Genomic DNA, 12,217 nt, shown 5'->3' with positions numbered 1-12,217 from the left:
ATTCATCAGGAAACCAAAGTGACTGTCCAGACTCGCAGAACCTTCATCGTCCGCACGATCGGCCTGTGCGCCACGCTCGCCGCCGCGCGCACCGCGCTTGCCGCGCCGCCCGTCGTCGACGAAGCCGACGCCGGCGCCAAGACCCTCGGCTATCGCGCGAAGGCGTCGACCGTCGATGCCGCGCAGTTCCCGAAGTACCAGCCCGGCCAGCGTTGCGCGAACTGCCGCTTCTACAGCGGCGGCGCGTCCGATGCGACCGGCACGTGCCCGATGTTCGCGGGCAAGCTCGTTGCCGCCGAAGGCTGGTGCAACGTGTATGCGAAGCGGGCCTGAGCGCGCACGCGATCGGGCGCCGCACGAAGTCGGCCAAGCGTGCGCACCGCTGGCTGCCGACGGCGGCCGGCACGGCGTGGCGCCCGGCCAGCACGTCGATGCGCTGGCCGGCGCCGAGCGCGATGCGCGGGACGGCGCCGCGCCGCGCCTGCATGCGCTGATCGCGACCGGTCTCGCGCGCGGATTCGTGACGCGCGGCGACATCGTCGACGCGCTGCCCGACGAGGACGCCGACGACGCCGGCATCGCAGCCGCGGCTTCGACACTCGGCGAACTCGGCATTGCGGTGCACGACGCCGTCGACGCGCGTGGCGGCTGGGCGCTCGACCGCCATTTCTCGCCGGCCGCACGCTCGCCCGCGTGGCCCGACGGCGCGGGCGCCGTCGCCGCGCTCGACCTGCTCGTGCCGCGCACGACCGATCCGATGCGGCTCTACCTGCGCGAGATGGGCGCGACACCGCTCCTCGAGCGCGACGACGAGATCGATCTCGCACGGCAGCTCGAAGCGGGCCGCGCCGCGTGCATCGATGCGTTGAGCGGCGATCCGGCGGCGCTCGACGTGCTGTCGGCGATCCATCGGGACATCGTCGAGCGCCGCGCGCCCGCATCGGCCTACGTGACCGGCCTCGTCGATGCGGGCGATGCCCGGCCGCAGGCACCGGGCGCAGACGCGTACCCGGCCGAGCCGGACGACGACGCCAGCGACCGCGACTGTCCCGCAACGCGCACCGCCGTGATCGAACGCCTCGCCGCCGTCGCCGCGCTGGCGGCCGCGATGCGCGACGCCGTGCGCGCGCATGGCGCCGCATCGCCCGCCTATCTGTCGCTGTGCCGCGAATCCGCCACGCTGCTCGGCACGCTGCGCTTCTCCGCGCGAGCGGTCGAACGGATGCTGGCGCGTTCGCCGGACCTGCCGCCCGACACGATTGCGGCCCTCGACGCGCGCATCGAACGGATCGAACGCGCGACGCGCCCGGCGCGGACGAAGCTGGTCAAGTCGAACCTGCGCCTCGTCGTGTCGATCGCGAAGCGCTATCCCGATCGCGGACTGCCGTTGCCCGACCTGATCCAGGAAGGCAACATCGGCTTGCTCAAGGCCGTCGAGCGCTACGATCATCGCCGCGGCTTCAAGTTCTCGACCTATGCAACGTGGTGGATCCGGCAGGCGATCACGCATGCGCTCGCGGATCTCGGCCGGACGATTCGCGTGCCCGCGCATACGGTGGACGCCGTCAACAAGCTCGCGCGCATCGCCCGCGACCATGTGCAGCGTGCGGGCGTCGCCGCCACGCCCGCCGAGCTGGCCGACCGGATGGACCTGCCGCTTGCGAAGGTGCTCGACCTGATGGCGATCGTCAGGGAGCCGGTATCGACCGACGTGCCCGTGTCGCCGGATGGCGACATGACGTTCGGCGACGTCGTGCCGGACCACGCCACGCCGCTGCCGGAAGACGCGGCCGCGGCGACGCAGCTGCGCGCCGCGATGGCCGCCACGCTCGGCGGGCTGCCGGCGCGCGAGGCGACGGTGCTGCGCCTGCGCTACGGCATCGGCACGGCCGACGGCGTGTCGCTGCGCGACATCGGCCGGCAGCTGAACGTCCGCCGAGCGCGTCCGGCAGATCGAGGCGTCGGCGCTCGATCGCATTCGCGCATCCGGCGCGCTGCACGGCTTGCGCTCGTTCATGGCGTGACGCCGATCGACAGCGCGCGCGACGCCGCGCCTGTTGATCCCTGCAACAGCCGTTGATGCATTTCGGCGCACCGTCGCAATGAAACGCGTGCAGCCGGTGTGGTTCCGACCGACCTCGCACATCGCCTTTCTTCCGTGATCCTTACGATTACGAACACGTCCGTCGTCCCGCCCGGCTCATGCATGCGTCGCCACGGCCCGCCACCCGCGGCGCTTCCCGCGTCTCGACGGCCCGCGCGACCGATCGCACAAGCCGCGGCCGGAACGCTTTCGTCGCGCATCGACCAGCCGCGCGCCGCGACTGGCATGCAAGTTGCGTTTGATCGTCCCGCACCGGGTGACACCGTGCCGCCCCAACGGCACGGCATTCGGGCGGCGCACTCCCGGGGCGCTTCCCGATATTGATTAGCGATACGTAATACAACACTCAACAACACGGAGACAGACGATGAAGAGCAGGACACGGACGATCTGCGCGGCGCTGCTGGGCGCGGCCGCCAGCACGGGCGCCTTCGCGCAGAGCAGCGTGACGCTGTACGGCAACCTCGACACCGCACTGCTGTACACGAGCAAGACGCTCGATTCGACCACCGGGCAGAATGCCGGCCATCAGTTCGCGATGACCGATACCGGCATGACGCCCACGACCTTCGGGCTGACGGGCACCGAGGATCTCGGCGGCGGCCTCAAGGCGATCTTCAAGCTCGAAAGCGGCTTCGCGGTCACCAACGGCGCGTTCAACCATTCGAACGGCAACTTCTTCGGCCGCCAGGCGTGGGTCGGGCTCGACAGCGGGTATGGCCAGATCAAGGCCGGCCTGCAGTTCTCGCCGTTCGTGCTCGCGGTGCTCGACTCCGACCCGCGCGGCTTCTCGCATTTCGGCAGCAGCCTGATCAACTATGTCGACAACGTGCTCGTCACCGGGCTGTTCAACGCGAATGCGGTGTCGTATACCAGCCCGACGATCGCCGGGCTCACCGGCAGCGCGCTGTTCGCGTTCGGCGGCAAGGCCGGCGACTTCCAGGCGGGCCGCCAGTATTCGGCAAGCCTCAAGTACGAGAACGGCGGCTTCATGCTCAATGCGGCGTTCTACGACGGCAACGGCGGCGGCACCGCGGCGACGCCGGTTCCCGGCACGGTCGCCTTCGTCGGCCGCACGATCGGCGCCGCGTACCGCTTCGGCCCCGTCACCGCGAAGGCCGCGTTCACGAGCTACAAGGTCGGCGGCTCGTTCAGCAACAACGTCTATGGCGGCGGTCTCGACTATCAGGTGACGCCTGCGGTCGACGTCAACGGCGGCGTGTGGGTGACGAGCGATCGCAACGACACGCACAACCATTCGGTGCTCGCCGCGCTCGGCACGAGCTATGGCCTGTCGAAGGCCACCGCGCTGTACGCGCAGGTCGGGCTGGTGAACAACCACGGCGCGATGGATACGGGGCTCGGGATCAATAACGCGCTATTCGGCGTCACGGGCACGACCGTCGGCGCGAACATCGGCATCCATCACATGTTCTGACCTGTGCGGGCCGGGCGCCACGGCTCGCCGCGGCGTCCTCACTGTTCGAGGCCGACCGCCAGCGGCCGCTGGTCGCTGCGGCCGTGGTCGTCGACCACCCGCACCGTATAGCCGCCGGCCGTGTGCGGCTGCCAGAACAGCGCTTCGCCCGGCGCGCTGCGACCCACATACGCATCGTTGACGAACCAGTACAGCGTGTGCGCGCTCGCGTCGGCCGTCGCATTGAACGCGATGCGCGTATCGTCCGCGCTTTTCACGCGCATCGCATAGGTGCTGCCGCGCAGCGGCGACGTGATGCGCGGCGGATCGCCGTCGACCTGCCCCGCGTCGCGGCAGTCCGGATTCTGCGGCGGACGCCGGCGCGGGATGCCGGCCTGTACGAACACCTGCTGCAGATCCGACGGCCAGAACTCGAAGACCTCGGTATGCGTGCGCTTGCCGTCGTACGGCGGACACGCGGCGTTGCCGGTCGCGTCGTCGATCACGACCGGCCGGTGCACGGTGCTCACACGGATCGGCGACGTGCCGGGAATGAACCAGGTCCAGCCCTGCTGCGGACACCACTGGTTCGGCAGATCGCCGCTCGCCAGGCAGATCCGCACGCGCTTCAGGTTGGCCGGCACCGGGCGCGGCGGCTCGACCAGCGTGCGCTCGGCGTTCAGCGCGTCGATCACCTGGAAGAACAGCGGTGCGGCCGCATCGACGCCGACGAAGGCCGTGTTGCTCGAATTGTCGAAGTTGCCGACCCACACGACGAGCACGTACGGGCCGACCACGCCGGCCGTCCATGCATCGCGGAACGACCATGACGTGCCGGTCTTCCAGTAGACGGGCACGCCCGACGGCTGCGCGCCGCTGGTCTCGTCGGGGCGCAGGTGCTGGCGCAGCATGTCCATCGTCATGTAGCTCGCCTCCGCGCTCAGCAGCCGGCGGCCCGGCGCGACCGGCTCGTCGTCGCGCAGCCGCAGCGGCCGGAACACGCCGCGATTCGCGAGCATCGCGTAGAGGCCCGCGAGATCCTGCATCGTGACCTCGCCACCGCCGAGCACGAGCGCGAGCCCGTAGTGCTGCGCGCTCGCGAGCCGGCGCACGCCGGCTTCCTGCAGGAACCGGTACAGATCGGGCGACTTGAGCTGCGACGCGACCCACACGGCCGGCACGTTGCGGCTGCGGTTCAGCGCGTCGGTCGCGGTGATCGGCCCGAGGAAATGGCCGTCGAAGTTCTCCGGCGCATACGGGCCGAACGCGGTCGGCACGTCGCGCAGCACGGTTTGCGGATGCAGCACGCCCTGGTCGAAACCCAGCGCATAGATGAACGGCTTCAGCGTCGAGCCCGGCGAGCGCCGGGCGAGCGTGCCGTTCACCTGCCCGTCGATCGACCGGTCGAAGAAGTTCGCGGACCCGACCAGCGCCTTCACGCCCATGTCGCGCGTATCGACGAGCAGCGCCGCCGCGTTGCGCACGCCGCGCGTGTCGTTGCGCGCGACGTAGCGCGCGATCTGCCGTTCGAGCAGGTGCTGCAGGTCGAGGTCAAGCGTCGTTGCGAACGTGGCATTCGCGTCGTCGCCGTCGCCTGCATCGCCCGCCTCGCCCGAGCGCATGCGCCATGCTCGCCGCGCGGCGAGCGCCTGGTCGACCGCATGCGGCGCCTCGAACGGCAGCGCCGACAGCGGGCGCATCGCGAGCGGCAACGCGAACAGCGGCCGCAGCGACGCATCGCGCGGATGCACGCGCAACCAGCGCGCGTAAAGCCGGTTGCGCGACAGGGCGAGCGCGCGGTTGATCGCCTCCTGCCCGCCGCGCACGCGCCGCGCCGGGTCCTGCGGAATCACCGCGAGCGCGAGCGCCTCGGGCAGCGTCAGCGCGTCGGGCATCTTGTCGAAATAGACGACGCTCGCGGTGCCCGCGCCTTCGACGTTGCGGCCGTACGGCGCATCGTTCAGATAGGCTTCGAGGATCTGCCGCTTCGAGTAGAAGAGTTCGAGCTGGATCGCGCGCGCGACCTGTTCGAGCTTGCCGAGCGGCGTGCGCGTGTTGATCCGCCAGAGCGAACGCGCGAGCTGCATCGTCAGCGTCGAGCCGCCCTGCGGGTTGCCGCCGCGCACGTACGTGACCCATGCGCCGCGCGCGAGCCCGTACGGATTGAAGCCCGGATGCCAGCGGAACCAGCGGTCCTCGTGCAGCATCACCGCGTCGACCAGCTGCGGCGACATCCGGTCGAGCGGCACCCACAGCCGGTAGCGCTCGTCCTTCGCGAGAGTGAGCCGCAGCAAACGGCCATCCGCGGCGACCACCGCGGTCGACGATGGCTTCCAGTCGCGCAGCGGCGGATGCGGCCACAGCCGGCATCCGGCCAGCACCGCGAACACGAGCAGTGCGCCGACGATCCAGTTCTGCCAGCGCTGCAGCCAGCGGCCCGCGCCGCGCAGCACGCGCCGCAACGCCGATGCGTCAGCCATGCACCGGCACTCCCGCGCGCCCGCACCGCGTCATCGCGCGCGCTCCACCGTCAGCGCCGCCCCGCCCGGCGCCTGGGCCTGCAGCCGGCGATCGTACATCGACTCGCCGTAGGCGGGCGGCACGATGAAGCGGCCCGCGTTGCTCGCCTTGATCCGGTACACGAACTCGCGCACGTCGCTCGTCGCGGTGCCGTAGATCACCACGCGATCCTCGCGCACGTCCGCAAACTGCGGCTGCCAGGTCGAGCCGGCCACGCCGATCGGCGAGCGCCACGGCGCATCCGCGGCCGGCGCCGACGCACCGCCGTCGCCGCCATCGCCGTTGCTGCCGTCCTGCGCATCGGTCGCGGGCGGCGGCGCGATCACCGGATCGAAGCCGCCCGGCAGCAGATCGACGATCGCGACGTTGCCGACGCTCGCCGAGCCGGTCGCCCGGATCTTCAGATGCACGTCGATCTCCTGGCCGAGCACGATCTTGTCGAGCGGCTTGCCGTTCTTGTCCGTGTAGTCGCGCACGATCTCGAGGCCGTTGCGAATCGCCTGCTTCGACGTGCCGCGCTCGTAGCCCGACTGGCTCGCGACCCACCACGCGGGCAGCGCGCTGCCGTTCACGAAGTCGACGCGCGATGCGCCGGCCGCCCACGTGCCCGAGCGCACGAGATTCGCGCGGATCGACGACACGTCCTTCGTCGCGGCGCCCGCGCGGATCTCGTCGATCGCGAGCCGGTCGAGCTGGCCCGCATTCGACGCCGCGTACGCATCCAGCGCGAGGATCGTCATCGCCGACGACAGCGTGTTGAAGCGGTTGTCGACGATCGGCGCGGCGATGTTGTCCATCGCACGCGGCGACAGGCTGCGCGCACGCTCGGGGAAATGCTTCGCGAGCAGGTACAGCACGCTTGCGTCGCGCGTCAGCGGATCGAGGTAGTAGCCCGTCGCGTAGCCGTCGTCGGCGCGAGGCCGCCGCTCGAGCAGCGCCTGCGGGCCCGCGATCAGCGTGGCGGCCTCCTTGTCCTGCTTGAGCAGGCGGTACGATGCGGCCAGCCACGCGGCCGCGAGATCGTTCTTCCACGCGTCGGGATACGCATCCTGCAGGCGCTTCTGCACGGTCGCGAGGCTGTTGGTCGTCACGTTGCCCAGACGCGTCAGCAGGTACACCGCATACGCACGCTGGCGCAGCAGGTCGAGCGAACCGAGCGCGTCGTTCGCCGCGAGCTTCTGCAGATACTGCGTGCCGGCGTCGAGCATGTCCTTCGGCACGGCCGCGCCGCGCTCGCGCGCGTCGATCAGCACATGCATCGCGTAGGCGGACACGAACGGATCCGCGTCCGGCGTCGCGCTCCACATGCCGAAGCCGCCCTGCGCGTTCTGCCGGCTGCGCAACACGCCGAAGAACTGCGCGACCGCGTTCGCATTGGCCGCATCCGCGCCGGCTTCCGGCGCATGCATCGCGCTCGTCAGCGCACGCACCGACAGCCAGTTCGACGCGAACAACCGCGGCACGACCGCGCTCACCATCTGCTCGCTGCAGTAGTGATCGAAATTGACGAGATACGACGACAGCCCTTCCGACAGCACGAGCGGCGCGGTGGACAGGCTTGCGTCGCGCGACGCATACGCGTCGTACATCGGCCGCAGGTTCGGCACGCTCGCCTTCTTGCCCGCATCGAGCCGGCCGACGTCGAGCTGCGTGCGGAACGCGGCGGCCGGTCGCACCGACACGTCGACGTTCTGCTGCGCGCCCTTCGCGCCATAGCGCGCGCCGAACGACAGCGTGCCCGAGCCGAGCGTGTCGGTCGCCCTCACGCGGAACAGCGCGACGCCCTCGCGCTGCGGCGCGAGTGCGACGTTCTGCGTCGCCGCGCCGATCACCTGCAGCTGCGGGCCCGTCTTCAGCGTGACCGCAACCGGCACCGGCTGGTTGCCCGCGCCGGTCAGGTTGTTCGCGACGCCGACGCTGACGTCGGCTTCGTCGCCCGGCGCAAGCGTGGTCGGCACGTTCGGCGACAGCACGAAGTCGCCGCGCACCGTGGTCGCGCCTTCGAACGTGCCGACCAGGTCCGGCGACACCGACACCGCCATCACGCGCAGCTTCCCGTTGAAGTAGTCGGGCACCGTGTAGCTCACGCGCGTGTCGCCGTTCACATCGACGATCCCCGACCAGTAGACGACCGGCTTGTCGCGCTTGCGCCTGAATGGATTGAGCTGGCGGCCGATCGCGTCGTCGGCGTCGCCGCCCGGCGCGGCCATCGACATCAGCTTGTCGAAGTCCGGCAGGATCAGGTCGAGGATCTGCGACGTGCCGACTTCGAGCATCCGCTTGCGGAAGAAGAACTTCAGCGGATCGCCGAGCTTGTAGCGCGCGACCTGCAGGATCCCCTCGTCGACCGCGAACACGACGACCTTCGCCGGCTTCGCCGAATGCACGGTGAAATTCACCGTGTCGCCCGGCTTCACGAGCGCCGGCGCATCGACCGTCAGCGCGTTGCGGCGCGCGTCGAGGTTCACCGAGAACGGCACGACGCCGTAGCTCAGCGGGCTCATGAAGATCTCGTCCGACGAGGGATCGCGGATGTACTGCACGTTGATGTAGCCGTTGCCCTCGAAACCGGCCGGCACCGTGATGTGCTGGATCGAGCTCGTCGTGTCCGCATGGAACCACGCGTGCGCGTACACCTTGTCGCGCTCGATCGTGATCAGGCCGCTGCCCGCGTACGGCGCACGGATCGCGATCTCGACCTGCTCGCCCGGCTTGTAGTCGTGCTTCGCGAGGCTCACCTGCAACTCTGCGTTGCGGTCGAGCGAGCGCGTGACGTTCGCGTCGCCCGCCACCGCATACCCGATCCGGTTCACCGCGCCGCCGTTCGCGTCGCGGATCACGAGCGCGTAGCTGCCCGGCTTGTCGGTGCGCAGCGCGAAATCGACGCCGGCCGCCGGGATCGCCAGCGGCTTGTCGTCGACCGGCACCTCCTTCAGCCGCGAGTCGTATTTGTATACGCCGGAATCCTGCCGGGTCAGCACCGACACGTAGCGCTCCTCGACGAGCTGCGCGCGCAGGCCCTTTACCTCGATCGCCTTCGCGTTCGGATCGATCGCGACCAGCCGCACCGTGCGCGGGCTGCCGCGCTTCACGTACCCCAGATCGTCGACCGACCGGTAGCCGACCAGCCAGTCGTTGTTCGACACGAGCGTCTGCGCGTTCGCCGCGACGTTGCGTCCGCCCTCCGCTTCGTATGCCTTCGCCTGGAAGTAGAGCTGGTAGGTCGCGTCCGCGTACTTGTCGAGATCGAGGTCGAACTCCGCGTGGCCCTTGTCGTCGGTCGTGCCGTCCTGCAGCGTGGTCGTATAGCCTTCCTTCGCGCGCCGCGCGTCGAAGAAGCGGTAGCCCTGCCAGTTGCGGAACGACGGCCACACGGGGCGCAGCGTCAGCGTCGCAGCGACGCGCCGCTTCTCGGCCGGCGTGCCGAACAGGTTCTGCGCGTCGACGATGCCCTTCAGTCCCTTCGGCTTCACCCAGCCGTCGAGCACCTGCAGCGACAGCCTCGCATCGACCTTCATCCGGTCGGGCAGGAACTCCTTCACCTGCACCGTCGTGCTGCCGATCGGCTCGTCGCCGGGCTGACCGTTCTTCATGATGTACAGGTTGACCGTCCAGGTGCCGGTCGGCGCCGTCTCGGCCGTCGTATAGTCGAGCTCGGTGAAACCGGTCGCATCGACGCTCACCGGCTTGCGCTCGACCGTGATGCCGCGCGAATCGACGATCTCGGCCTGCAGCGGTACGCCGGCCGGGCTGCGCGCCCAGCTCGCCGCGCGCACGATCAGCCCGATATGGAACGGGTCGCCGGGCCGGTACAGTCCGCGATCCGAGAACAGGTATGCGGACAGCTGGCCCTGGCCCGTCGCGTTGCGCTCGCCGTCGACGTCGAAGCGCGAGAAGTCGAGCTGGCGGTCACGGCCGCCGACCGGCAGGAACGACAGGTCGCCGTCCTTCTTCACGACATAGAGCTGCGGGCGCTTCTCGCGGTCGAGGCCCTTGAACGCGGGGAAATGCACGACGCCGTCGGCGCTCGTCGTCTGCGTGAACAGCGCCTGCCCGTTCACCGCGAGCACCGACACGGTCGCGCCCGCGACCGGCCGGCCGGAGCGGATCGACTGGATGAACACGTCCTGGCTGCCGTCGAGCGCGCGCTTGACCAGCATCCCGAGATCGGTGACGACGATCAGCCGCGTGTCGCCGAGCGCGCTGTCGTCGTCGCTGCCGGCGTCGCCGGAATCGGCCTGGTCGGACTGATCCTGACTGTTGTCGCCGTCGGAGGATGCGTCGCCCTCCTGCGCGTCGTCGCTTTTCTTCTTCTCGGCGGCCGGGTCGTACTTCGACAGGTGCAGCAGGAACACGCCGCGCTTGCCGCCCTTCAGGTACTGGCCGAGATCGATGCCCTCGTAGTGCGCCTTGCCCGGATCGCCGGCCGGGAATGCGCGCTTCTGCACGAAGCGCTCGACGATGTGATCCTCGCTGAACGAATACGACAGCTCGGGACGCGAGTACGAGCCGTTGTTGAAGCTGACCAGATGCTGAAGCTGGTCGGGCACGACGCGGCCGATCTCGACCTTCATCCCCGGCAGGTTGCGCGACACGACCGACAGCCGCTTGCTGCCGCTCATCGACAGCAGCGAGCCGTCGGCCATGAAGCGCAGCAGCTTCGGATAGTCGGGCACCGTGAAAGCGCGCGTCACCGGCTTGCCGAGCAGGTAGCCGCCCGCCGATTTCAGCCCGTCGTCGAAGCGCACGTAGACGCGGTCGCCCGGCGTCGCGTGGTACTTGAAGCTCTGCATCGTCGCGTAGTCGTCCTCGGTCGGAATCGCTTCGAGCGGCAGCGGCTTCGATTGCTTCAGCACCGCGTCGCTGATGTCGGCGACGTTCCATTCGTACGGAGGATCGTCGTCGGACTGGTCGACGCCCGGCTTGCGCTTCGGCAGCACCCAGGCCTTCGCGCGCGCGGCGAGCTCGGCGCTGCGCACGCCGTCCGACGTTTCCGCGACGAGCACTTGCTCGGGCTCGTAGCGTTCGTTGTCGACGAGTGTCGGCGATACGTCGCCGATCGACAGGCTGTACAGGCCCGGCACGGCAACCGCCGCCTGCAGCGCGGCCTGCGTGCCGGCGCCGCCGCGCGCGCTCTTCACGCCCTTGTCGACGTCAAGGCGCGCGGACAACGGGTCGCGCGGAATCTCGAGCGGCTGCGAGCGGACCCACGCGCGCATTTTCATCGTGTCGTAGCTGACCGTGTAGCGCAGCGGCGTCGTGGTCTTGCCGTCGCGGCCGACCAGCACGAGGCCGATGCGCTTCTCGAGCTCGGCCGGATCGACCGGGTAGTTGAAGTTCAGTTGCAGCAGCGCCTGCTTTTCCGCCGGATTGTCGGGGTTCTGGTAGAACGTGTTGTCGCTCGACTGCATCGCGAATGCCGGGATGTCGAACGCGAAATGGTCGTCCTGCAGCGTGACCTGCGGCGCGAACGCCTGGCGCACCGCGAACCGCACCTCGACGTGCGCGCCAACCGGCCAGTCGGCCGCCGGCGTGAAGCGCAGCGTCTTGTCGTCGGCCCATTCCCATGCGCCCTTCAGCGCGGGCGTCATCTCGATGCCCTGCCCGGCCGGCTTGCCGACGAGTTCGATCGGCGCGGCCGACTGCGCGAACGCGACTTCGAGCGGATGCACGGTCAACTTCGGCTTGCCGCTGTCGTCGACCTCGTAGGCCGTGACGGCCGGCGCCTTCACAGTGAAGCCGACGGTCGCCGGCTCGGGCGGTTTCGGACGATGCTTGTACCAGTATCCGGCGGCGGCGAGCGCGGCCGCGAGCAGTACCGCACCGCCGGCATGCCACGGGCGGCGGCGCACGGCCGTAGCGGTGAGGCCGAGCCATGCGGGCGCGGTCCACGACACGTCGCCGAGCAGCGGCCGCAGCACGCGGCCGAGCAGACGCCAGACAAAACCGATCGCACGAATCGGCAGGAGCAGCAGAAAGCGCAGCAAATCCATTTTGTTATTTCCTTATCCAGGACATGCTGCCGGTACGGCAACGCTCCCCGAATCGTTCTCTCAGTGACGGCGCGGCCCGGTTGCGCCGTGGGTCTTCGACCCGATGTTGGTCGCCATTATGGGTCAGAGCGGGAACGATGCAAATATCGGTGTGCCGGCGCGCAACATTGGCGCATGCCGGCC

Annotated in this window: 4 protein-coding genes and 1 pseudogene; 3 read left to right on the top strand and 2 right to left on the bottom strand. The window is 69.6% G+C overall.

Going from position 1 to position 12,217, the window contains the following annotated elements; all coding sequences use genetic code 11:
• Window positions 1-18: 18 nt before the first annotated feature.
• The 3 genes and pseudogenes from BST28156_RS07535 (at window position 19) to BST28156_RS07525 (ending at window position 3,542) form a co-directional block, all read left to right on the top strand.
• Window positions 19-333 (top strand): high-potential iron-sulfur protein, encoded by a 315-nt coding sequence (locus BST28156_RS07535; protein ID WP_040132043.1) that lies wholly within the window; start codon window positions 19-21, stop codon window positions 331-333.
• Between the two features lie 76 nt (window positions 334-409).
• Window positions 410-2,024, top strand: a pseudogene (locus BST28156_RS07530) (sigma-70 family RNA polymerase sigma factor).
• Between the two features lie 447 nt (window positions 2,025-2,471).
• Complete coding sequence (locus tag BST28156_RS07525; protein ID WP_040131063.1) at window positions 2,472-3,542, top strand: porin; 1,071 nt, start codon at window positions 2,472-2,474, stop codon at window positions 3,540-3,542.
• Window positions 3,543-3,580: 38 nt separating this feature from the next.
• Here BST28156_RS07525 and pbpC read toward each other — a convergent pair whose 3' ends face one another.
• Both pbpC and BST28156_RS07515 read right to left on the bottom strand, forming a co-directional pair.
• Entirely contained in the window at window positions 3,581-6,001 is a 2,421-nt protein-coding gene (gene pbpC, locus BST28156_RS07520; RefSeq protein WP_059606007.1) for a penicillin-binding protein 1C, read from the bottom strand.
• Between the two features lie 30 nt (window positions 6,002-6,031).
• The gene (locus BST28156_RS07515; RefSeq protein ID WP_174901905.1) at window positions 6,032-12,034 is read right to left on the bottom strand and encodes an alpha-2-macroglobulin family protein; all 6,003 of its coding nucleotides are present in this window, start codon (window positions 12,032-12,034) and stop codon (window positions 6,032-6,034) included.
• Window positions 12,035-12,217 lie beyond the last annotated feature (183 nt).

Origin of the sequence: Burkholderia pseudomultivorans (genome assembly GCF_902499075.1) — a bacterium.
GTDB lineage: Bacteria > Pseudomonadota > Gammaproteobacteria > Burkholderiales > Burkholderiaceae > Burkholderia > Burkholderia pseudomultivorans.
This window is presented reverse-complemented; position numbering and strand designations above follow the sequence as displayed.

Excerpts from the sequence above, each read along its gene's own strand:
- BST28156_RS07525 (WP_040131063.1), top strand. The coding sequence starts at position 2,472 with ATGAAGAGCAGGACACGGACGATCTGCGCGGCGCTGCTGGGCGCGGCC.
- BST28156_RS07515 (WP_174901905.1), bottom strand. The coding sequence starts at position 12,034 with ATGGATTTGCTGCGCTTTCTGCTGCTCCTGCCGATTCGTGCGATCGGT.
- pbpC (WP_059606007.1), bottom strand. The coding sequence starts at position 6,001 with ATGGCTGACGCATCGGCGTTGCGGCGCGTGCTGCGCGGCGCGGGCCGC.